The sequence below is a fragment of the Bacillus cereus group sp. MYBK5-2 genome (assembly GCF_051915685.1).
Lineage (GTDB): Bacteria > Bacillota > Bacilli > Bacillales > Bacillaceae_G > Bacillus_A > Bacillus_A cereus.
In genome coordinates this window covers 300,478-323,352 of the sequence record NZ_JBQAFE010000006.1, presented here as the reverse complement: position 1 = coordinate 323,352, position 22,875 = coordinate 300,478, and the positions used below count along the sequence as shown (strand labels likewise).

Here is a 22,875-nt window from a genome sequence, read left to right as displayed (position 1 = left end):
TATTTTATAAAGAAACGGGGTGTCAAAATGAGCTCTTTTACATTCGACAATCAACGAAAAGAATATATCCAAATAGAAAAAGGATGGAGCCCGCCAACATGGGCACCTCTAAAACGGAATTTTTTTAAAACACCTGGATATCCTGGTGCAAGATTATTAGGAACAGAAACGGACCCTCGTCCACTCCCTGTCCCTGTAGGAATTATCGTTCCAGATGGAACAGATTTAGAAACGTTAAAAGAAGAAATAGCGTCATGGTTAATTACTGAACAAGCAGCCGAGCTAACTTTTGATACAAAACTAGATAGAACATATATAGCTGTTATTGATGAAGATTTTAATGTTGATGATTTTGTGAGTCTAGGAAAAGGCACCTTAAAATTCATTTGTTCAATGCCTTATAAACTAGGTCCAAGGAGAAAAATAGATTTCAAATTACAGGGAAGCAGATTAATTACAAATATATCGAATAATGGGAGTAAATATTCTGATCCTAAGTTCACAATTCATGTAGAAAATCCATCCACTTTTATTGATATTTCACGAAAAAAGGAAGAAGAAATTCAACATTTCCGTATGGGATACCCTGTTTCTGTGGAAGAACGAACAGTCGAGAAAGAACAGCTTGTTATGCACGATGAAATGAAAACAATGGTTGGTTGGACTCAAAATGGTCCAAACACTGACGAAGGTGAAAACACAGGAACTCTAAAGTCAGATAGTGAGCGCTTTGTTATAGATAACTTTGGTGCAGGTAGTAAATGGCATGGTGGAGTGGCTAGGAAAAGTTTAAAAGAACCGCTACAGGATTTTACTATTGAAGCGATTGTAGAATGTTGGAATCAAAATAGTGCTAAATCTATGGGACGAGTAGAAATATATCTTCTGGATGTGAATTCTGATGTCATAGGGAAAATGACAATGGCCGAAGTACATGTAAACGTAGCTTCTAATTATGGAGAGATACGCGCCGGAAAGATTAACGAAGGACATCACATTATCTCAACTACGGGTGATTCTCCTTGGACTTGGAATGACTTCACGGGTCGTTTACGAATTACTCGTGTCGGAAACTTTTGGGTGGCTGATATTGCTCGTATTTTAGAAAAGGGTGGATACGATTCAGAATCATACCGTGAGTATTTTGATGTGGATGAAAGATATTCTAAAAATCAACTAGCACAAATTATGGTGCATATTGGAGGATGGAAAGAAGCACCCAATTTAAATGCTTCAATAAACGATTTGAAAGTTTGGAAATACAATAAAACAACCACTCTCGAAGCGCCTTATATCGTACGAAAAGGTGATGTAGTGGAAATCGACACGGCAGATGCAAGCATCAAGATTAATGGCAAGGATGCAATCTATACGAAAGATTTATTTGGTGACTTTATAAATATAGAAAAAGGAACGAATCAAATCGAAATTTTCCCTTCTGATATCGGACAAGTGGAAGTGACATACAGGGAGAGATATCTATGAGTAATAATGATTTACACATTTTTGATTTTAAAACAGAACAAATTATTGCAGTAATTAAAGAACAAGATTATTGGGATGATCTTCGTAAATGGGAACTAAAAAACAATGTAGATCGATTCGAATTTACGGTTTCAGATGGTACACATAAAGCAGCAAAGTTAATGCAACAAAACATAGTCTTAAAGCGTGTTCGTGATGGATCGTTTGTTTCATATGTGATAAACGAAAGCGAGCAGGATTCTGTAGATCGTTCTAAAAAAATATATGCACTAAGTGAACATACGAAATTAAAGAAAGCAAAAGTAATTAAACCACAAACCTTAGAAGGATACACAGTTAATCAATGGCTGGATTTCGCTTTAGAAGGAACGAAGTGGCAACGTGGTGTAACGGAATATACAAGCTTCCGCACGATAAATATCAAAGAATTTACAAACCCATTAGACTTACTTAAAACAATAGTAAGTACCTTCGAGTTAGAAATCCGATTCCGTACAGAAGTACAAGGTTCGTTTATCGTTGGTAGATACGTAGATATGGTACGTAAAGTAGGCAGGGCCAATGGAAAAGAAATTGTCTTAGGAAAGGATTTACAAGGTATACGCCGTATTGAAAATTCACAAGATACGATTTCTGCATTAGTTGGGGTTGGACCTTTTAACGAAGAGACAGGTGAGTATCTAACTTTTGAAAAGATAAATGGCGGGAAGTTATACGTCGCTGATGCAGATGCCTTACAACGTTGGACAGAAGATGGTTCACACAAATATGACATCTATAGCCCGCAAACAGAAGATCAAAATATGTCAGCCGAAAGATTAAAACAACTAACGGAAGCGGAACTAAAGAAACGTATTAATAGCACTGTACAGTATGAAGTAACTCCAATTGCATTAGAAAAGATATTTGGTTTATCTCATGAAAAAGTAAATAAGGGCGATATTGTCCATATCAAAGATACAAAATTTACACCGCCTTTATTTTTAGAAGCACGTCTTATTGCAGCGGATGAAGGTGATACAAATGCAGCCAATGATAAATATTATTTTGGTGACTTTAAAGAAGTAGAAGATACGAGAAGTCTGTTGGATCGGATGTACGCCCAAGTTATGGGCAGTTTAGCTGGAAAAGCAAATAAAGGCTTGCTAGATAAGTTAGAAGAACTTGTGAAAGAGACAAATGAACAAGTTGATGTTGTAAAAAAGGAATCAGAAGCAGCAAAAAAGTTAGCAGAAAAAGTACAAGCAAACCTTAAAAACTATCAAACAACAATCATTGAAAGTGCAAAACAACCTACAACTGGATTAGAAGATGGAAAAACCTTATGGTTAGATATTTCAAACGGCAAGCCTGGAATCCTCAAATTATGGAAGAATGGCAATTGGGAGTCGGTTGTTCCTGATGTGGACAAAGTAAAGAAAGAAACCTTAGAGAAAGTCACCAAAGATATTGAAACCACCAAAAGTGAATTAAATCAAAAGGTTCAAGAAGCACAAGAACAAGCGGCAGGACAATTTAATCAAGTGAAGGAAACCTTACAAAGTGTTAGTCGTACAATTTCTGATGTACAAAACGAACAAGGTAATATTAATAAAAAAGTAACTCAAATAGAACAAACTTCAGATGGATTTAAAACTTCTATTGAATCGTTAACAAAAAAAGATACTGAAATCAGTAATAAATTAAATACGGTTGAATCCACTGTGGAAGGCACAAAGAAAACTATTTCTGATGTTCAGCAAACGACTAATGATTTAAAGAAAACAACAACTGATATTAAAGAAGAAGCTGGGAAAATCTCAACAAAGTTAGAAGAGGTTGAGGCGCGTACTGTAGGTGTTGAAAACTGGCTGATTAATACAGGTAACAACGAGAAAGCAAAAACAATTGGCATGCTTAATGGTGGTCAAGTTAACAAAGCTAATTTCATCGTACAGCCTGGGGAATACTGTGTCATTGAATGTACGGATCATACTGACTCTTTCTATCAATTCCATCTAGATAATACTAAGATGGGCGACTATGAAAAAGCGAAAGATATGACATTCAGTATCGATATGCAAAACGACGTTCCAATTGATCTAATTGTATTCCAATTTATTAATGGAGTGTGGACAGAAAACTTATACAATAGATTCCCTGTTGCTGATTGGTCCAGAAGATCATTTTTATTTAAGATTGATGCGCGAGCAACTGGATGGGGATTGCGATTAAGATTTGAAAGAGATGAAAATTCAAAGGGTAAGAGATTTCGTTTTAAGAAAGCTAAACTAGAAAAGGGTTCTGTTCCAACAGACTTCAGTAAGTCAACATATGAGCTAGGGCAAAGTGTGGATGGAATCAAAGAAACAGTAATAAAAGTAGAAAATAATCAGGGGGGATTTGATAAGCGTGTAACAGCAGTAGAGAAAAATGCTGAAGGTATTTCTCAAAACGTTAGCAAGTTACAAGAAACACAAACGACACAAGGTAAACAGATTTCTGAAGCACAATCTACAATCAAACAACATTCTGATGCGCTAAATTTAGCTGTAAAAATGAAAGATGTTGAAGATTACGTTGGTGGAATTGGCAACCAAACGGTTTTACGCAATGCCTTGTGGAAGAACGACACGAAATATTGGCAATTAACTTCAAACGCAGCAAGAAATACACAAGTCACTTATAAGGGGTGCAATTCACTTAGTGTTATTACTACAGGCAATGCGAGCAATTTGTATCAAGGAGCATCGCACGATTATATAAACGCTGGGACTGGATGGAATTACGTTTTCTCTGCTTACTTTTATACAGACAACAAAGCTAGTATAGATGCCGGAGCTGCTATCGAGCTTCAATGTTACGATGTAAACAATAAAATGATTAAAAGTTACTTACAAGAAATAACTATTTCACAAGGCACATGGATTCGTACACATGTGGCAGGGCTATTAGTAGAAGGCACAAAAAAAGTTAAAGTGCTATTTTGGGTTCGTAAAAATGGTCGCCTATGGATGGCACAACCCATGCTTCAAATTGGTGATAAACCTTCTTCATTTCAGGAGAATCCTGTTGATATTGTAGATAAAGATAAAATCATGGAAGAGTTGGCTGATAAGATAGCAACTGAAAAATACAATCAAAAAATCACTGAGTTAGAGAGAGGTATTACCGCAAACCAAGACGGTGTTTCAATTGTCTCGAAAAAGCACGAGACTTTTGTGGGTGAGACTTTTGACGCTTACGTCAAAGAAACAGGTTCTAAACTTAAGGTTTTAGATGAAGGAATTCTAGCACAAGTTAAAAAAGGTGATATCATTGCAGCGCTTAATATGTCAGCCGAACAAATCACCATAGATGTTTCAAAACTTGCTATAAACGCAGATACTGTTGTGAAATGGCTTACTGCAAAAGGAATAAACGCAGATGTCATTAAAATCAGTGGAAATAAAGTGACGATTGATAAAAATGGTATTACTGCTAAAATGGCTGATTTCTTGTATGAAGATGACAATGGGCAGAAGTTCTCAGTTATTCCGAGAAAGAATTTAATTGTGGATCATTGTTTCGCACATATCACAAAAGGATATCAAAACGCACAATTCTTTAACATTCAGTACAGTCCATTCTGGGAGATCCATGGTTCGCCAGCTGTAGAAAATTCCATCGTAGAAACAGGTATGGAAGGTATGATTAATGCAATGCGAATCAATGGTGAAGATTGGATTCGTTATAAGCATTTTCGTGATGTACAACCTGGTAAAAAGTATACGATTTCCGCACATTTCAGAGCGGCTATGTTATCTGGAAAGAGAGTAACAGCTGAACCAACAATACGTGTGAAATTTGGCACATGGCAAGGCGACAAGCCAGTGGACAAACAAATATTTGAGAAAAAATTCTCAGCCCCAAAAATAGCAGATGGAAAGATTGTTAGATACACTGTTTCCTTCACGGTCCCATCGGATTACAGCATGAATAACGGGTATATTTTCTTTGATATTTTTGGTTATGGACAAGTTGCATATGGACAATCTTGCATGGTTTCAGGTGTCCAATTAGTAGAAGGAGAGTTACCTTGTATATACAATTGGGATTTATCCTATGCACAAGCAATCGGTGGGGAAACACCTTTTAGCGGCTTTACTTTAGGTACTGTAGATAATGCATTTCTGTTTGAGAATAACCGGAATAAAATACCTTTTATAACAGCTGCAGGAGATGGTCACGCGTTAGAAGTAAAAGGGGTATCACATAGCTTTATGTCTTTTACAGATCAAAATGGTCGATTCGGATATATTGGTCATGGTTCTCCAAATGACAATCGTTTTCGAGTGAGTACAAGGAACAACGTGTCTTTTGATAAATATATTGAAACACCTGGAATCAATATGGGAGGTGGTGCATTTCATGGTCCGGGTTCGATGTATTATGGCGAAGGGTTTCAAGGGATTAATTGGTATATAAATGAAGGCGGCTGGAGAGTAGCTAGTATCTAATATAAGGAGTGACAATAATGGATATGGACGTAAGACCATTTTTAGGAAGAATTATGAAAGTGAACCGGAATGAAGAAGGTCTATTTATTCCGATTCCAAAAGAAACATTGGATCGTTCAGGGATATTTAATAGTGATGAAGTAGAAGTAATCGGTCATATGGACGGAACAATTGCGATTCGTATTGCGACATTATGTGAGTTATGCGGACGAGGTTCAAGGTTATATGAATTAAATATGGGTCCGGTTAATAGAAAGATTTGCGCAGAGGATTACTATAAGTTAACAGGGGTATATCCTCAAAGTTTAGAAAAACCAACAAGTGAAAACACAACGAAGACAGAGCAGCAATAAGCTGGTCTTTTTTTATTACTTAAAAAAGGAGAGGAAAAGATGGATCGTATTGATTTATTATTAAAAACCTTTATCGCCACTTTCGGTGGCTTCTGTGGGTATTTCTTGGGAGGATGGAATGCAACATTGAAAATCTTAGTGACGATGGCAGTTATTGATTATTTAACTGGCATGATTGCAGCAGGGTATAACGGAGAATTAAAAAGTAAAGTTGGTTTCAAAGGCATCGCCAAAAAGGTGGTGCTTTTTCTTTTGGTCGGAGCGGCCGCACAACTAGATTCAGCACTTGGAAGTAACAGCGCGATTCGTGAAGCGACTATTTTCTTCTTCATGGGCAATGAGTTACTTTCACTTTTAGAAAATGCAGGGCGTATGGGAATACCTTTACCTTCAGCATTAACGAATGCAGTTGAAATTTTAGGTGGCAAGAGCAATAAGACAAGTTCTGAATATGATAATAAAAAAGGAGATGTTGAATGATGACTCGTTATAGTTTACATGGAGGACACAACAGTATTGTACAAGGAGCTAATTCAGGAAATCGAAAAGAGCATATTATGGATCGTCAAGTAAAAGATGCAGTGGCAGCTAAGTTAAGAGCTTTAGGACACACAGTCTATGATGATACAGACGAAGTAGGAGGCACTCAAGCGCAAAATTTAAATAATATTATTCGTAACAGTAATTCTCATGTTGTGGATTTAATTATTTCTTTTCATCTTAATGCAAGTGACGGAAATGGACAGGGAGTGGAAGTTCTGTATTATGATCAGAAAGATCTAGCGGCTAAAATTTCGGCTCAATTGGCAAAAGATATTGGGTGGCGTGATCGTGGCGCAAAGCAACGTACAGATTTAGCGGTATTGAATGGGACAAAAGCACCAGCTATTCTTATTGAATTAGGATTCATTGATAACGAATCTGATATGGCCAAATGGAATGTTGATAAAATCGCTAACTCAATTGTTTACGCTTTAACTGGGCAAACTGTTGGTGATGGTGGAGGAAACAGCGGTTCTAATGGTGGATATCAATATGTTAAGTCCGGTGAATTCGGTATAAATTATCTAAATGAAGTGATTCAAGCTATGGCTGAACGAGGAACAAAGGGAAAAGTTGTTATTAATCCATTAACAGGTTTAGCTTATATCCAAACCGATGTTTTACCTAATCCAGAATTAGACAAGATTACTTGGTGGATGGATACTCGACCAGGTGGAAAATGGTGGTACGAATATATTAAAGTTAATTAATGTGAAAAGCAAGCTCGTATGAGTTTGCTTTTCCTTTGTTCAATAATTTTTAATAAAAGAATAGTTTGATTAACAAAAAATCCGTCTGTCGGGCGGCCTTTTTGTTAATTTATATTGACCAATTCATCAGATTTAAACACAATATTCTTTTTTATCTATATCTCTTTGTGTAATGACTTAGTTATGTAATAAGGTTAAAGTTTATCCTGAGTAAATTTCTTAGCACAATTGTGCAGCATAACGAAAATTTCACCTCTTGTTGCTACTTCATTCCCACGAGTATCAGTAAAAATACCAGCATGTTCTCCCCATGTAATTGCGTTACTGAATCCACCTTTAGCATTCCAAAAAGGTTTTTGATAATGTACTGAATAAAGCATACCTATCATTTCATAATGAGTAATCCCTATGTTTCCACGGCTTCTGTTAGAAATACCTCTTCTTATTATAAACTGACGTGCTTCTTTGAGATTTTTAACCCAGTTCCTATGATAACGAGCAAGCATTAACCAAACATTTTGTCGTAGTGTGAGCCTATTTGGAAAATAACATTAAGCATAGCCTTTGTCGAAAAAACAAATACTGCAAAATCAGCTCAATGTGTTGAATCTTCTTTTGCAGTATTTGTTGTAAACCCTTTAGATAACATAACGGCTATAAACTTTTTAGTTTTTTACATCTATTCTATTCCTTCCATATGTGTCTGTAACTAAAATGTCTATTAGTTTATATGCAAATAGAAATATTAGAGTTTATAATATTCTTTTAGGAGTAATTTGTTAAGTGTTTTTTGTAAAAGAATAAAGTTATAAAAAAGGACCTGTCTTTGTTCTGATATAGTTTTTTATCTAAGTGGAATTTTTTGCTTTTGTCTTAGGAAATTGAAATAAAGGTATTTACAATAGAATTTATCTTGTATAATGTTAATGTAAAAATTAAGGGTTTTTGAATATGTAGATTTTTAAGTATGATAGATAGAGATTAAGAAGTGATTTTATTTATAAATTAAGCTATTTTGCTAATTTTTGTTAAGGGAGAAGAATGAAGTGAATGGATCAGGAAATATACAAGGGTTAATTAAAAATTATATCGAGACGCTCAATCCGACTGTTAATATAGCAATTGAAACAATGGTGATTATTGGGAAGAATGGTGATAAAGATATAAAAATACCACATAGACTTATTGAATTAAGTATTAATGATATTTCGTTTTTGTGGAAACAAGAAGAATTACATAACTTAAATAATAAATTAAATGAAGAAACATTAATTGAATCTGATGGAGTATTAGAACAAATTCAATTAGTTAAAAGTGATGATAAAGAGAATGATTCTTTTACAAATTTTGAGAAGTTAAATTACTTGAATTACTTAAAAATTGAAGAAGAGAAATATTTATTATTTTATTTGACCTTTACAGGTTTTGAGGATGATACAAAGGAAATGTTTTTGAATACCCCACATTTTTCATTTTTTAGATATGTTTTGGATTGTATATTTAAAAAATATGCAGACTTAGGGCAAAATAAGTTTTTAGAACAAAATATTGATGATTCTATATCCTCTATAGGGAGAGATTTTATCAATAACTTAATTAACCATGTATGTAATGAGGAAGGGAATGAAAATTATAATCTGTATGATGAATTAAACGTCATCTCAACTTTAAACTATGAAGGTCAAAGTATAAATGCTAAATTACTTTTAATAGATGAGAAGATAATAGAGAAACACGTCAGCTATATTATTAAATTTGAAGATGTAATAGCGTACAAAGAGCATAGAAAGATAAGAAAATTATTGGAGATGACGGATGAAAGTATTTATCTTATAGGTGACAACCAATATATATATGGATTAGGAAATTTAAGAGGTTTATATAACTTAAAAGAGAGTGCTATGAATAAGGTTTTATTAATTGATTTTTTAGGTAAGTTTGAATATAAATTGAAGGAAATAAAAATTATTCATAATATTAAGGATGGAGAATCTAAAATGGATGAAATAGTCCATTGGTTTTATGAAGAGAAAAATTTGTTAAGTGTAAAGCATGGGAAAATGGAATTGCTAGAAAATACATTTTCTGAAATTAGGTTAAAAAAATCCTTACAAAATATATTTAATAAGTACTTATGTGAGCAAGAAAATCAAGATAAAGTGCAGATAGAGAATAAAATTACTAATATTGTTGAAGTTGTAAAATGTGCATATAATCAGAAGCATGGAACGACATTAGTTATTACTACACCAGAAGTAGCAGAAACCGAAGTAGAAAGGTTAAAAGACCAATCTATAAAAATTAATATAATAGATACTAAAGAGAGTAGTTATTTTAGACAAGTAGTTGAGAAGATAACCAATATAGATGGTGCTTTATATATGGATATTAATGGGCATGTTCATGCAATTGGAGTGATATTAGATGGATATGCACAAGCTGGAAAGGGTGACTCATCAAGGGGGGCTAGGTATAATTCAGCTATAAGATATATAAATGGAGATGAAATCGAAGGGAAATGTGTAATTGTAGTAATTTCAGAAGATGGTATGATTGACATTATTCCTGATAGTGAAATAGAGAAACAAATTAGTAAACTAGCTAAGCGGGTAAATAATCTATATGGTGCTAGGAAGTTTGAAGAGGCTTTAAAACTAGTTAAAGAACTGGAAGGATTAAATCCAAGAAGACCTGAAACATTTTTCACTAAAGCACGTATATTAAGCAAAATTGATGGAGAATTGACAAACTCATTAAAAGCTATAAATCATGCTATACAGTTAAAAGAAGATTTTGGGCAAGCTTATAATCTGAGAAGTTTAATATATTTAGATTTAGATAAGCCAGAAAAAGCTGTATATGACCTTGAAAAAGCTATAGAAATAAATCCAACTCCTGAAAGATATTTTAATTTAGGGGATGCATTGGTAAAATTAAAAAATAACGAAGACGCTATTGATGCTTATAATAATGCAATAAAATTAGATAAACAATTTGTAAGAGCTTATATTGGGAAGGTTATGATAGATTATAGTGAAGGAGAATTTAAAAAAGCCTTAGAAGGTATAAAGCTGACTATTGATATAAAAGAGGATGAACCATCTCTTTATCTACTTCAAGGTAGAATATACCAGAGTTTAAATATGAGTGCAGAAGTTATTGATTCATATAGAAAAGCTTTTATAGGATTTAAAGATAAGTCAAATAAACCAATCTATAAATCAAAAGGGTTTTATAAAAACTTCATATTTGTATGTGAAAGACTATTGGAAAGTGAACCTATTGAAGATGAGAAGAATGAATATCAAGAGTGGATTGAGAAATGTAATCAAAAATTAATAGATTGAGATTAATCTTTTAAGTGCGATGTGAGAAAATCCGACTCTAATGAGTCGGATTTTTTATATGGACTCAATTGAGAAAGAACAACCGATATAGATCTTGATATAAATTAAATACATATGGATGAAACGAAAAAGTGCTAACAAGTTTGCAAACGAACTTGCTAACACCAACATAGAATAGACATAAATTATCGCCGATATGTCGTCTTTGAAAATGGCTTTAATCAGTTACATCATACTTATATGAAATGCTCATAAAAACAGTCTTAATATCAAGAATATAATCACCCAGATATTCCTTTACTTTTAAGACGGAAACGAGGCATGATATTGATTTCTACCTCAGAGTTTGCGTCAAATAATAAAAAAATACGGTTTGTAAAACTAAAAATACAACAAGCTACAACCGGTATGAAATGGATTAAAATATTTAGAAATTTAAAAGATGATTTTCAAATAGGGGGAGAGGTGGATTTAGACCATATTCTCCAATATCCGAAAGATTATATTGTAGGGGAAAATAAAAGGGTGTTATTTCCATACAATGAGAGAATTTATAAAGTTCAAGGTACTAAAATAGAACCGGGTATAAAAGTAAAGGAAAGAGAGTATTTATTTAAAGAATTTCAGCGTAAATTCTCTTATTTCACAATACTTCCAGAATGTAAAAAGATAGCAACAAATAACAAAAATGAATTATTTCCTTTATTTGCACCAAAAGGATTAGAGACATTAATATTAGAAGTTTGGTCTGAAAATATAGCGCTGGAAATAGAACAAGCATTACTTGATAGCGAAATTGTTTTGACTAAAGTTGGTGAAAATTCTTATGTATTGAATACAGATTTTCCAGTGTTATTAAAGATTGTGAGATACAATATTGAAAAGGTGTTACAAAATCCATATAAAATGCAATATTGCCAAAAATATAAAACAAATCTTGTAGATGATGTTAAGAAAGCTGTCTATGCTACCGCGGGTAAGCGCAGTGATGCGACATTAGCATTAATCGCGATGAAGAATTGTGATGGACGCGAAAAAATTGATCCAAAACAAATCATTAGAGAGGGATTTGCACGAACAAACCGTATTTCAACATTTATTAATTTATTTATAGGACAAAATGTATCTCGTAAAACAATTGTAAATAGTATTTTTAGTCTATTAGAACAAAAAGGATTTTTGAGGCGTAGTTGGAATAAGATAAATTTACCTTGTACATATGTTAGTTTATCAATTGAACGAATATCGAAATTCGATTTCTTACCTATTTTTTCAAAAATAAAAGGAAAAGAAATTTTATATAAATTATATGGGAGTACAGAGTGGCAAACGATTGATTACGTATTATTAAATATAAATAAACATAATGCATTTTTACCACAACCATCAAAGAGAAATGATATGGGGGCTCTTTTTAAACAATATGTTTTCGAAACATTAATGGAAATTGTACAATATGCAAAAGAACAAAATGAACAAGTTTACTTCATTGTAGATGCAAATTTGAGAAAATATTGGATAAAAGAGTTACAAAATAAAGAAATTAATATAGATATTTTACCTGATATTGTTCCAGAGGTGTTAAAGGTTCCAAATTTAAATATTATTAGAATAAATACAGGTTTTGATGTACCAAGTTACGGTGTAATAGAACCTGATGATGCTCTAGATAGCATTGGCTTATATGCAGATCAAAAAGGGATGTATTATAGCACTGGTGAATATTCACTTAATTGTAGTGGGATTTTTCAGCGATATATACTTGAAATTCTACCATTAGGTGTAAAACCTGTAGAAAGGGATTATATCGCTAAAATGATACATTACATGTGCTGTAATTCTAGTATGCTTTCGAAAAAGAATGTACACATTACATATTCCATGCATATGGAAAAAGTAATAAAGAGTTATATTACTGACATAGATGCAAGAGAGTTTAAAGAATTTGATGATGAATTGGATGTAGATGTAGTAAAAGTAGAAAAGAAAGATTCAATTATTCTACTTTAAATACTAGTAAACAAATCCTGCTCGTTATATCGATCAGGATTTGTCATTTTTTTATGTAAATAAGGATATCCTTTGTCAAGTATCTTTTCGTTTACATATTTACTTTATGTGCAGACAGGATTAATATGTTTTTTAGAAATACAAAAACTATTTCATATGGAAAAACGATTTTTATTAATTGAAAAAATTTGAAAGGAATGGGGAATTGTGAAGAAATTAGATGTGCTCTTAATGCTACTGAGCGGCCTCTTTCCAATTGCAGGACTTACAAAGCAAATCCCTCTAGAACAATCTATATATATTGGAGGGCTTTTATTTTTTACTAGTTTCGGTAGTTATTTTGCTAAAAAGATGTATTCACGTATATGCAGTTGGATAGCGTATGCGCCATTTATAACACTACTGTTAGTTATTTGGCATCAAGATATTGCAACAAGCTCAATCATAGCAAATGCGAAAATTGCTGCATGTGTCGCGTTAATTCCATGTTTATTCCGTTTTCGTACATATGGACTTACTTTGGGCTTATTCTCATTATGGGCCGCTTTACTATGGGATATAAAAGAAGTACAGTCGTTAGTCATACTTGAACGCATAATGAGTTTAATGACAAGCCATTATGTATATATATTACTATTAATTGGAGGACTTGTAATAGGAGGATTACTTGCGATGTTCATTCACCGCAAAGAGAAAGATAATAATAAAGAAAATATAAATCTACTTGGACCAAAAAAGAAACGCAAAAGATTATCATTTAAGATTCGTCTTCCAAGATTACCGAAATTAAAGATGAAACTATTTAAGTTTGGTGGGAAAGAATCTAAAAGTAAAATGCCAGAAAAAATCCATGAGTATAAGTACGAAGAACCAGTTGCAACATATGAAATGACAGAGCAAATAGATCCATACAAAGAAAATGCAGTTCAAGGTCAAACAAGGATGGAACGCCGAAGAAATAGGTATAATGCATAATGAAGTTTAATAACCCCGTAATGACTTATCTTAATATTGATAAATCATTACGGTTTTTTTATGTAATGAAATGAAGGTTGCTATTGCGGAGGGGAATAGCATATTTTATAGATAGGAACTAAAATAAGGGGAGGATAAAATGCTTATCATTACATATATATCTGCTTGTATATTATTCTTAGTTAGCTTTTTACATGTATATTGGGCTTTCGGAGGTAATTGGGGGACAAATAGTGTTATTCCAACTAAATCAGGGGAAAAGGCGTTTACACCTCGCGCCGGAATGACATTGTTCATTGCATTATTATTAAGTATGGCAGCAATAATTTTATTGCAACAAGCAAATATTGTTCATTTTGCAGTTCCTAATGTTATTATTCAAGTCGGTTCCTGGATTTGTATGATCGTCTTTTCTATTAGAGTAATTGGTGAATTTAACTATTTTGGTATCTTTAAACGACAAAAAGATACGCACTTTGCAAGAATGGATACCGGTTTATATATTCCACTTTGTGCATTTTTATCTTTATCTTTCTTATTAGCAATAATTTTGTGAGTGAATAATAGTAGTTTCCGTTCTCAAAATATATATAAACGTGAGAAATCTAAGAGTAAATAAAAAGGATGTAAGCGCCTTCTTGTCGAAAGGTAAATTATTATGAAAGGCGGTGACACTATGAAGTATGTAAAAGTTAGTATGAATGGTGGAAGTGAACATAAATTCTCAATGACTTTAGATCGGTTTGAAGAACTTATTACTACAGAGAATGGGATATTAGAAAATAAATTAGTATGTATTGAAAATGTAATGATTAATCCTACTAATATATCTTCTGTAGTTGAAAAAATTGGTGTACCGGCTAAGTTTATGGAAGCTTAAAATCGTTAGATAAAAAACATCCATTGAGGATGTTTTTTAATTTATAAATATGAAATTGTACAGTGAATATTTGAGTAGATTTTTTAGCAATGACTATGCATATATTAAGTACCTGAACATGGTGCTTAATACATGCACGAAATAATAAGTACAAGCATATATTATGTAGTAGGACAAGATCTTCGTGTCCTACTTAATACTCAGAAAAAACCTCTAATCACATAAGAGCAGCCAATTGCAGGGTGCTCTTATTTTTTATGAAAATCTACTATGAGCCTTATTTTATAGTAGGATGCAATAATAAAGGGCTATTTTGAAATAGTGTTTTTTAGCCTTTAATTTTAAATTTATCTTTAACGTTAATAAATATTAAAAATAATATGATAGCAGAAATTAAGTTAGATAAGTAGAAATTTTGATGAAACAGTAGTTCAAAGATGACATCGAAAGTAACGAATAAGGCAATAGCAGGTAGTATGCAAATAAATATAAATCTCCAATTTTTTAAGTAATGTTTATAATTTGTAAGTACTTTATCCATAAATATAGCCCCTATATTTTTGTTTTTATATAATTATACATTTAGATACAAGGATTTTCAAAGTAAAAATATTTAGCAATTCAAAAATATAAGGAGAGCTTTTGTTGAAAATCCAGATTGCTGTAGTAATCTGAATTTGACTTTAAAGAACTATACTAAAATGATACACTATAATCTACGTTATTTTTGAAATGAATAGAGGGATTTGTGTGATAGATAAAATTAAAAATGCTGTAGAGGATATGTACGAAGATGAGGCTAAAGGTTTACTTCAAAGTATTCTCATACAGTTAAACTTATTAAAAGAAAACTATAGTGAAGATACAATTAAAAATTTGATGGATATTCCGAAACAATTAACAAGTAATCCTACTTATAAAAGGAATGTAAAAGAAAGTACGCACGTACATATTGCTTTTGATGATTCAACGGCTGGTTGCTTGAAATATATGTTAAGTCAAGAAGAATTATTTGAAGAGAGTGTTGTTGCTTTTTCGGAATTCTTTTCAATTGGACCGATATATAAGTTGCATACGAATGAGGGGCAACTAGCAAGACAGAAGTGGTTAATAAATAACTTAACTGCATATGATAGTTATTTTGAAGAAGAATATTTATTAAGATTTATAGCAACTATAGAAGAACTACATACTATTCCTGTTGAAACACCTATTACAATTTGGAAGGCTGATAATGCACATGAACATGTAGGCCTAAGTTTTGTAATAGCACAATTAAAGGATAAGAAAAACATTCGAGTTATTAATACGTCTGAAGCAAGTAGAGAAATATTAAAACAAGAGTATGATATTCGTGGAACGGGAGAATTACCACCTGAAAGTTTAGCTCTATTCCAAAAAAGTTTTATAAAGTTACCTTATTTAACTGAAGAGAAGCGAATGAAGTTTGAACATGAGTGGGATAGATTATCGGAAAGCATAGAATGTTTAAGAGTGTGGAAAGAAAATGAAGTGCATTTTGTACAAGAAGATTATTTTGATCAATTTATAATTGAATGCGCGAAAAGTGTGGGTGCTGATCGAGAGTTCCTCAAAGCTCCTAGAGTAATTGGTGAAGCACTTGGTCTTGTTGAACAATTGGTTGGAGATACCTTCTTAGAATATAGCTTGAAACAATTAATTAAACAAGAAGTATTTGAATTTGAAGGTTCGTTAGATGAAATGCGTTTTTATAGTGTGAAGTTAAGGAAATAATAAACACATTCTATTTTTGAAAGGCTCGTATTTTTAATAATACGAGCTTTTTAAGTTGAATTTGGGCTATACATAAGCTTCCCAGAGAGGGCATATCACATATGAATGATAAAGGTAATGAATGAAAAGAAGGTGATTTGTTAATATGTATAACCAACAAAATTATCCATATGATCAAGCGATGTATTATAATCCACAAAACTACGGGTATGAACCTACAAATGAAGTGAGAGATATTGAACAAGAAGATTACAGACCAGATGATGCGGAGGATGCTCCAACGTCACCACCACCGTCACAAGCGCCATCGTTACCGTCTACATTTGCTTCTCCGGCACAACCAGGCAATATGAAATCATGGATGTGTAACTGTTTAGGAAGATGGGGCTATTTACGCTTACATCGTCCTGGTCCTTTCGGAAGAGATTTATGGTTCTTCCCGACTGAAGTGAGAAGAAATGGAGTGTCAGGTTACACGTGGCAAGGTGGTCGTCGTCGTAAAGTAAGTTATCGCTATCAACAAATTAGTAATTTTATGTGCTTCGCATAAAGAGAAGTGGGAGAGTGAAACGATTTTACTCTCTCACTTTTTTATTTTTCAATATACGAAGTAAGATTTTGATTAAAAATTTACAATTTTCACGTTTTTATTAGAGTATAATGCATATGTTGGGTTGATTTTCAAAAACAAATGAGAGTGAGGGAATACAATGTCAATGAAAAACAAAGTTGGGTTAAGCATAGAGGATGGCATTAATTTAGCTTCAGCTCAGTTTAAAGAAGATGCGTATGAAATTTATAAAGAATCGCGAAAAAAACAACCTATATTATTTGTAAACCAAGTTGAAATCGGTAAAGAATGGCTCATTACTAGATATGAAGATGCTCTGCCACTTTTAAAAGATAATCGTTTAAAAAAAGATTGGACAAATGTGTTTTCTCAAGATATAAAGAACATGTATCTTTCCGTTGATAATAGTGACCACTTAACAACACATATGCTAAATTCAGATCCACCTAACCACAGTCGTTTACGATCTTTAGTTCAAAAAGCTTTTACACCGAAGATGATTGCACAATTAGACAAAAGAATTGAGAAAATAGCAGATGATTTGATAAGTGATATAGAGCGAAAAGGTACATTAAATCTTGTGGATGATTATTCATTTCCATTACCGATTATTGTAATAAGTGAGATGCTCGGTATTCCAAAAGAAGATCAAGCGAAATTTAGAATTTGGTCTCATGCTGTTATTGCATCACCAGAAACACCTGAAGAAATAAAAGAGACCGAAAAACAACTATCTGAGTTTATTACATATCTTCAATATTTAGTTGATATTAAACGAAAAGAGCCAAAAGAAGACTTAGTGAGTGCTTTAATACTTGCAGAGAGTGAAGGGCATAAACTTAGCGCTCGGGAACTATATTCAATGATAATGCTATTAATTGTAGCAGGACACGAGACGACAGTGAATTTAATTACAAATACGGTATTAGCACTTCTTGAAAATCCAAATCAATTACAGTTATTAAAAGATAATCCAAAACTAATTGATTCGGCTATTGAGGAAGGATTGCGTTATTATTCTCCAGTTGAGGTTACAACTGCAAGATGGGCAGCGGAACCTTTTCAAATTCACGACCGAACAATCGAAAAAGGAGATATGGTTGTCATTGCCTTAGCTTCTGCAAATCGTGATGAAACTGTATTTGAAAACCCAGAAGTATTCGATATTACTCGGGAAAATAATCGTCATATTGCCTTTGGTCATGGTAGCCATTTCTGTTTAGGCGCTCCACTTGCGAGGTTAGAAGCAAAGATTGCTATTACTACTTTGTTTAATCGAATGCCTGAACTACAAATAAAAGGGAATCGTGAAGAAATTAAATGGCAAGGTAACTATTTAATGCGTTCTTTAGAGGAATTGCCTTTAACTTTCTAGAATAGTTAAAAGGAGACATGCATACATCGAAAATGATTTACATAGAGTATGTATGTGTTATTTAAATTCGAAACGGAAGGGTGAAAACATCCCAATGATCAACTAATTCTATTTGTAAGAGATCTTCGTTAAAAAACGAAATATTCTTCTGAATAGGGTTAGTCTGTACATTTATAGAAAAGGGATGTATTTCGCTCTGCGAATATATAGTCTTTTTATATGATTTGTGCTGCCTCCTGTTCAGAACATGAAATAGGAGGCTTTTTTATGTCGACAAATGTAGTAACGAAACAAAACAATGGGGTATCACAAGTATTAAAAAATCGGTTTGTTCAAGGGATTTTAGCATCAGCATTATTTTTACAAATAGGAATATGGGTTCGAAACTTTGCGGTATTACTATATGTAATGGAAATGACAAAAGGTGATGCTTTTGCTATTTCGATGATTTCAGTTGCTGAATTCGCTCCAATTTTTATTTTTTCATTTATTGGCGGTACTTTTGCTGATAGGTGGAAGCCAAAGAAAACAATGATATGGTGTGAAACGTTAAGTTCCATTTCAGTATTCGCTGTATTAATTACGCTTATGTTTGGAACGTGGAAAATTGTGTTTTTTGTGACACTCATCTCTGCAATCCTTTCACAGTTTTCACAACCATCTGGAATGAAGTTGTTTAAACAACATTTATCAACGGAACAAATTCAATTAGCAATGTCTATATATCAAACGATATTTGCAATATTTATGGTATTAGGACCAATACTAGGGACATTTATCTTTCATAGTTTTGGAATTTATATTTCAATCATCATAACAGGTATTTCGTTTTTACTTGCGGCAGTTGTATTGTTATTCCTTCCGAAAGATCTTGAAAACGACGTAGAAAAGAAGGATATCACTCTGTTGCAGGAGATGAAGGATGGTATTAAGTATGTCAAAAAGAAAAAAGCATTAACTTTGCTAGGGCTTTGTTTTATGGCTGCAGGACTAGGTATAGGATTAATTCAGCCATTAGGTATATTTATTGTGACTGAGCAGTTAGGATTATCAAAAGAGAGTTTACAGTGGCTACTAACAGTAAATGGTGCGGGAATGATTGTTGGCGGAGCATTAGCAATGGTATTTGCGAAAAATGTTGCTCCGCAAAAGATGTTAATTATCGGTATGCTTGGTCAAGCAATTGGTATTGGCATTATAGGATATTCTACAAATTTATGGGTGACACTTACAGCGCAGCTTTTTAGTGGTTTAGCTCTTCCTTGTATCCAAATTGGTATAAATACACTTATTATTCAAAATAGCGATACCGATTTTATAGGTCGTGTAAATGGTATTTTAAGTCCGCTTTTTACCGGTTCAATGGTAGTAACGATGAGTATAGCTGGCTCATTAAAAGAGATGTTTTCATTAAGTATGATGTATGAAGGGACGGCTTTACTTTTTATAATTGGATTATTGTTTATTTTACCTATATACAATTTAAAGCCAGTAATAGCGGTAGAAAGTGAAATAAGTGGTAAAGGAAGTGCCGTACAAAATGAATCCTAATCCAAATGTTAAATACCCTATTGAAGGAAATCAAAACGTTCAATTTATAAAAAATATAATAACAAAACCTAATATACTTGTTGGTGACTATTCTTATTATGATGCGAAAGATGGAGAAACATTTGAAGATCGAGTATTACATCATTATGAATTTCTTGGAGATCGCCTTATTATTGGAAAGTTTTGTTGTATTGCATCTGGAGCTAACTTTATTATGAACGGAGCCAATCATCGTATGGATGGATTTTCGGCATATCCATTTAATATATTTGGAAATGGGTGGGAGAAGTATACACCTAGTTTGTCTGATTTACCTTATAAAGGTGATACAGTTATAGGAAATGACGTTTGGATTGGTATGGATACAACAATTATGCCCGGAATAAAAATAGGGGATGGTGCAATCATTGCAGCTAAATCTGTTGTGACTAGAGACGTCGCACCATATACAATTGTTGGTGGAAACCCTGCAAATAAAATAAAAGAGAGATTTTCAAATGAAATAATTCAAGAATTATTGCAAATTCAATGGTGGCATTTTGATATTGAAAAAATAACTGGAAATATTGATGCTATTGTACGCGGAGATATTGAACCATTAAGAAAGCTAAAAAGGGAATGAAAAATGGATGACAAATAGTATCATACCTCCGAATTTTGTTAATGATAATAGAACAAGGAGGTGTGATACTATGGCACAAGACGTTTTATGTGAAGTAAACAACTGTAAATTTTGGGCGAACGGTAATAAATGTAGTGCAGAGGCAATTTACGTAGTAAGTCATAAAGGTAAACATGCATCTACAACGGAAGAAACAGATTGCAAAACATTCGATCCAGAAGTGTAAATTTTTTAAGGGTAGCCAAATCGTGGTTGCCCTTTTATTAATGATAGTATTGATAATAAATATCATTTTCATTCATTGTTTTTAACTTTTCTTGTTATTTTTTCATATTTTCTTCATAAGTGATGTAATCCAACTCAATTCATGTTCAATTCGTGATTTACTAAATTCAATGACTTCAGTAATAAAGGGTGAGGTAACCTCTAGAGACTGAATAGCGGTAAGTTGATTATGTAGTACGTTTTGACGTACAGTCAAAATCTCTTTTCTAGCTTCATATTCAAGTTTTTCAAATAGCGCGATACGAACAAGAAATTCTGCATTATTTGTCGCAAGTTTTTCGGGAAACTCTCGTAACATTTCAGAAAAAATTTCTTCTCCTGTTTCTGTTATATCGTACATATTTCGGTTTGGTTTTCCAACTTGTTTATGTATTTTTTTCGTTATAGCACCCATATTTTCAAAGCGCCGAAGGGCAGGGTAAAGCATGTTGTGATTTAATTCAAAATTCTCACCTAAACGATTTTGAACATTTTTTTTGATTTCATATCCATGTTTTGGTCCGGTCGTTAATTCTGCTAGTAGTAAAATATCAACGTACATAAAAATCCCCCTTATATATTTCTCAAGTTCTCTAATGAAAAATCCCCTTTAGTATATGTTAAAATAACATATGATAGTTTATACAACTTTGAACTGCCGACCTATCACTTTTATTGTAAAAGAAAAGGGAGGAAAGAACTATGGCTTCACCTGAAAATGTTATTTTAGTTCATGAAATTTCAAAGCTGAAAACAAAAGAAGAATTATGGAATCCATATGAATGGTATCGTTTGATGAGGGATAATCACCCAGTTCATTATGATGAAGAGCAGGATGTATGGAATGTTTATTTATATGATGATGTAAATCGTGTTTTATCAGATTATCGCTTATTTTCAAGTAGAAGGGAGCGCAGACAATTCTCAATCCCTCCTTTAGAAACTAGAATAAATATAAACTCTACAGATCCACCAGAACATCGCAATGTACGTTCCATTGTTTCTAAGGCATTTACTCCAAGAAGTTTAGAACAGTGGAAACCTCGAATACAGGCTATCGCAGATGAACTTGTACAACATATCGAAAAATGTAGTGAAGTTAATATCGTTGAACAGTTTGCTGCACCTTTACCTGTTACCGTTATTTCTGATTTATTAGGAGTCCCAACAACAGATCGTAAAAAAATTAAAGAATGGTCTGATATTTTATTTATGCCGTATAGTAAAGAAAAGTTTAATGATCTGGATGCTGAGAAAGGGATAGCATTAAATGAATTCAAAGCATACCTTCTACCGATTGTTCAGGAAAAGAGATATCATTTAACCGATGATATCATTTCTGATTTAATTCGAGCTGAATATGAAGGCGAAAGATTAACCGATGAAGAAATTGTAACCTTTTCATTAGGTTTACTAGCAGCTGGGAATGAAACCACTACAAATTTAATTATTAATAGCTTTTATTGCTTTTTAGTAGATTCACCTGGAATTTATGAAGAGTTAAGAAAAGAACCTAACTTAATTTCAAAAGCGATTGAGGAAGTATTACGCTATCGCTTTCCTGTTACATTGGCCCGGAGGATTACAGAGGATACAAATATATTTGGTCCTTTAATGAAAAAGGATCAGATGATTGTTGCGTGGGTTAGTGCAGCGAATTTAGACGAGAAAAAATTTTCACAAGCCTCTCAATTTAATGTACATCGAACAGGAAATGAAAAGCATTTAACCTTTGGGAAAGGTCCTCACTTTTGCTTAGGAGCACCACTTGCACGTTTAGAGGCTGAGATTGCATTAACTACCTTTATAAATACTTTTGAAAAAATAGAGCTATCTCCATCTTTCTGTTTAGAAAAATGTATATTGGAAAATGAACAAACATTAAAATACTTACCTATTCGTTTGAAAGCTAAATAAAAATCTTAACAAGGTGCATACATTTGCATCTTGTTTTTT

Annotated in this window: 20 protein-coding genes; 17 read left to right on the top strand and 3 right to left on the bottom strand. The window is 32.9% G+C overall.

The features are described from left to right. Nucleotides 1–27 precede the first annotated feature (27 nt). From ACTFP3_RS21380 to ACTFP3_RS21360, 5 genes are read left to right on the top strand one after another with little or no spacing between them, the layout of a single operon-like run. Entirely contained in the window at nt 28–1,485 is a 1,458-nt protein-coding gene (locus ACTFP3_RS21380) for a distal tail protein Dit (protein WP_440011170.1), read from the top strand. Further along, nucleotides 1,482–5,963, top strand: a complete 4,482-nt coding sequence (locus ACTFP3_RS21375) for a phage tail spike protein (RefSeq protein WP_440011168.1) — start codon at nt 1,482–1,484, stop codon at nt 5,961–5,963. Before ACTFP3_RS21380 ends, ACTFP3_RS21375 begins: the two co-directional genes overlap by 4 nt. Nucleotides 5,964–5,980: 17 nt before the next feature. Further along, nucleotides 5,981–6,316 carry a hypothetical protein gene (locus ACTFP3_RS21370; protein ID WP_242259091.1) on the top strand — a complete coding sequence of 112 codons (336 nt, stop codon included), beginning with the start codon at nt 5,981–5,983 and terminating at the stop codon, nt 6,314–6,316. A gap of 39 nt (nt 6,317–6,355) precedes the next feature. Continuing rightward, nucleotides 6,356–6,796 (top strand): phage holin family protein, encoded by a 441-nt coding sequence (locus ACTFP3_RS21365; RefSeq protein WP_242259092.1) that lies wholly within the window; start codon nt 6,356–6,358, stop codon nt 6,794–6,796. Beyond that, nucleotides 6,796–7,569: an N-acetylmuramoyl-L-alanine amidase gene (locus tag ACTFP3_RS21360; RefSeq protein ID WP_242259093.1), complete on the top strand. Its 774-nt coding sequence runs from the start codon at nt 6,796–6,798 to the stop codon at nt 7,567–7,569. The genes ACTFP3_RS21365 and ACTFP3_RS21360 overlap by 1 nt, the downstream gene beginning before the upstream one ends. A 194-nt stretch (nt 7,570–7,763) precedes the next feature. On the opposite strand, the gene ACTFP3_RS21355 is transcribed toward ACTFP3_RS21360, so the two are convergent. Next, nucleotides 7,764–8,075: a hypothetical protein gene (locus ACTFP3_RS21355; RefSeq protein ID WP_440011165.1), complete on the bottom strand. Its 312-nt coding sequence runs from the start codon at nt 8,073–8,075 to the stop codon at nt 7,764–7,766. Nucleotides 8,076–8,615: 540 nt separating this feature from the next. On the opposite strand from ACTFP3_RS21355, the gene ACTFP3_RS21350 reads away from it, so the two are divergent. From ACTFP3_RS21350 to ACTFP3_RS21330, 5 genes are all read left to right on the top strand, one after another. Then, on the top strand, nt 8,616–10,916 hold the full coding sequence (locus tag ACTFP3_RS21350; protein WP_440011163.1) for a tetratricopeptide repeat protein: 2,301 nt from the start codon (nt 8,616–8,618) through the stop codon (nt 10,914–10,916). A 327-nt stretch (nt 10,917–11,243) separates the two neighbouring features. After that, complete coding sequence (locus ACTFP3_RS21345) at nt 11,244–12,926, top strand: RNaseH domain-containing protein (protein ID WP_440011161.1); 1,683 nt, start codon at nt 11,244–11,246, stop codon at nt 12,924–12,926. A gap of 207 nt (nt 12,927–13,133) precedes the next feature. After that, nucleotides 13,134–13,901, top strand: coding sequence for a DUF3959 family protein (locus ACTFP3_RS21340; RefSeq protein WP_000732176.1), 768 nt, complete (start codon nt 13,134–13,136; stop codon nt 13,899–13,901). Nucleotides 13,902–14,040: 139 nt separating this feature from the next. After that, complete coding sequence (locus ACTFP3_RS21335) at nt 14,041–14,457, top strand: DUF3995 domain-containing protein (protein ID WP_000905571.1); 417 nt, start codon at nt 14,041–14,043, stop codon at nt 14,455–14,457. A 120-nt stretch (nt 14,458–14,577) separates the two neighbouring features. After that, entirely contained in the window at nt 14,578–14,781 is a 204-nt protein-coding gene (locus ACTFP3_RS21330; RefSeq protein ID WP_000878369.1) for a hypothetical protein, read from the top strand. 328 nt (nt 14,782–15,109) lie between these two features. On the opposite strand, the gene ACTFP3_RS21325 is transcribed toward ACTFP3_RS21330, so the two are convergent. Next, nucleotides 15,110–15,322 carry a hypothetical protein gene (locus tag ACTFP3_RS21325; RefSeq protein WP_000362067.1) on the bottom strand — a complete coding sequence of 71 codons (213 nt, stop codon included), beginning with the start codon at nt 15,320–15,322 and terminating at the stop codon, nt 15,110–15,112. Nucleotides 15,323–15,531: 209 nt separating this feature from the next. Between ACTFP3_RS21325 and ACTFP3_RS21320 the strand changes: the two genes are divergently transcribed. The 6 genes from ACTFP3_RS21320 (at nt 15,532) to ACTFP3_RS21295 (ending at nt 20,881) form a co-directional block, all read left to right on the top strand. Further along, complete coding sequence (locus ACTFP3_RS21320) at nt 15,532–16,536, top strand: DUF1835 domain-containing protein (RefSeq protein ID WP_440011160.1); 1,005 nt, start codon at nt 15,532–15,534, stop codon at nt 16,534–16,536. A 145-nt stretch (nt 16,537–16,681) separates the two neighbouring features. Next, nucleotides 16,682–17,086: a hypothetical protein gene (locus ACTFP3_RS21315; RefSeq protein ID WP_000282687.1), complete on the top strand. Its 405-nt coding sequence runs from the start codon at nt 16,682–16,684 to the stop codon at nt 17,084–17,086. A 160-nt stretch (nt 17,087–17,246) separates the two neighbouring features. Further along, entirely contained in the window at nt 17,247–18,482 is a 1,236-nt protein-coding gene (locus tag ACTFP3_RS21310) for a cytochrome P450 family protein (RefSeq protein ID WP_000062125.1), read from the top strand. Nucleotides 18,483–18,749: 267 nt separating this feature from the next. Next, nucleotides 18,750–20,033 (top strand): MFS transporter, encoded by a 1,284-nt coding sequence (locus ACTFP3_RS21305; RefSeq protein WP_000106396.1) that lies wholly within the window; start codon nt 18,750–18,752, stop codon nt 20,031–20,033. Then, complete coding sequence (locus ACTFP3_RS21300; protein ID WP_086388162.1) at nt 20,023–20,655, top strand: Vat family streptogramin A O-acetyltransferase; 633 nt, start codon at nt 20,023–20,025, stop codon at nt 20,653–20,655. The genes ACTFP3_RS21305 and ACTFP3_RS21300 overlap by 11 nt, the downstream gene beginning before the upstream one ends. Nucleotides 20,656–20,725: 70 nt before the next feature. Then, nucleotides 20,726–20,881, top strand: a complete 156-nt coding sequence (locus ACTFP3_RS21295) for a DUF1540 domain-containing protein (RefSeq protein WP_000046095.1) — start codon at nt 20,726–20,728, stop codon at nt 20,879–20,881. Nucleotides 20,882–20,983: 102 nt separating this feature from the next. Here the strand turns inward: ACTFP3_RS21295 and ACTFP3_RS21290 are convergent, their stop codons facing one another. Beyond that, nucleotides 20,984–21,481, bottom strand: a complete 498-nt coding sequence (locus tag ACTFP3_RS21290; RefSeq protein ID WP_000289121.1) for a PadR family transcriptional regulator — start codon at nt 21,479–21,481, stop codon at nt 20,984–20,986. 140 nt (nt 21,482–21,621) lie between these two features. On the opposite strand from ACTFP3_RS21290, the gene ACTFP3_RS21285 reads away from it, so the two are divergent. Further along, on the top strand, nt 21,622–22,836 hold the full coding sequence (locus ACTFP3_RS21285; RefSeq protein WP_440011158.1) for a cytochrome P450: 1,215 nt from the start codon (nt 21,622–21,624) through the stop codon (nt 22,834–22,836). Nucleotides 22,837–22,875: the final 39 nt, after the last annotated feature.

Bases quoted from the DNA above. Each gene is read 5' to 3' on its own strand.
- ACTFP3_RS21295 (WP_000046095.1), top strand. From the start codon at position 20,726: ATGGCACAAGACGTTTTATGTGAAGTAAACAACTGTAAATTTTGGGCG.
- ACTFP3_RS21370 (WP_242259091.1), top strand. From the start codon at position 5,981: ATGGATATGGACGTAAGACCATTTTTAGGAAGAATTATGAAAGTGAAC.
- ACTFP3_RS21285 (WP_440011158.1), top strand. From the start codon at position 21,622: ATGGCTTCACCTGAAAATGTTATTTTAGTTCATGAAATTTCAAAGCTG.
- ACTFP3_RS21300 (WP_086388162.1), top strand. From the start codon at position 20,023: ATGAATCCTAATCCAAATGTTAAATACCCTATTGAAGGAAATCAAAAC.
- ACTFP3_RS21330 (WP_000878369.1), top strand. From the start codon at position 14,578: ATGAAGTATGTAAAAGTTAGTATGAATGGTGGAAGTGAACATAAATTC.
- ACTFP3_RS21365 (WP_242259092.1), top strand. From the start codon at position 6,356: ATGGATCGTATTGATTTATTATTAAAAACCTTTATCGCCACTTTCGGT.
- ACTFP3_RS21305 (WP_000106396.1), top strand. From the start codon at position 18,750: ATGTCGACAAATGTAGTAACGAAACAAAACAATGGGGTATCACAAGTA.
- ACTFP3_RS21325 (WP_000362067.1), bottom strand. From the start codon at position 15,322: ATGGATAAAGTACTTACAAATTATAAACATTACTTAAAAAATTGGAGA.
- ACTFP3_RS21380 (WP_440011170.1), top strand. From the start codon at position 28: ATGAGCTCTTTTACATTCGACAATCAACGAAAAGAATATATCCAAATA.
- ACTFP3_RS21335 (WP_000905571.1), top strand. From the start codon at position 14,041: ATGCTTATCATTACATATATATCTGCTTGTATATTATTCTTAGTTAGC.
- ACTFP3_RS21290 (WP_000289121.1), bottom strand. From the start codon at position 21,481: ATGTACGTTGATATTTTACTACTAGCAGAATTAACGACCGGACCAAAA.
- ACTFP3_RS21375 (WP_440011168.1), top strand. From the start codon at position 1,482: ATGAGTAATAATGATTTACACATTTTTGATTTTAAAACAGAACAAATT.
- ACTFP3_RS21355 (WP_440011165.1), bottom strand. From the start codon at position 8,075: ATGCTTGCTCGTTATCATAGGAACTGGGTTAAAAATCTCAAAGAAGCA.
- ACTFP3_RS21360 (WP_242259093.1), top strand. From the start codon at position 6,796: ATGACTCGTTATAGTTTACATGGAGGACACAACAGTATTGTACAAGGA.
- ACTFP3_RS21310 (WP_000062125.1), top strand. From the start codon at position 17,247: ATGTCAATGAAAAACAAAGTTGGGTTAAGCATAGAGGATGGCATTAAT.
- ACTFP3_RS21315 (WP_000282687.1), top strand. From the start codon at position 16,682: ATGTATAACCAACAAAATTATCCATATGATCAAGCGATGTATTATAAT.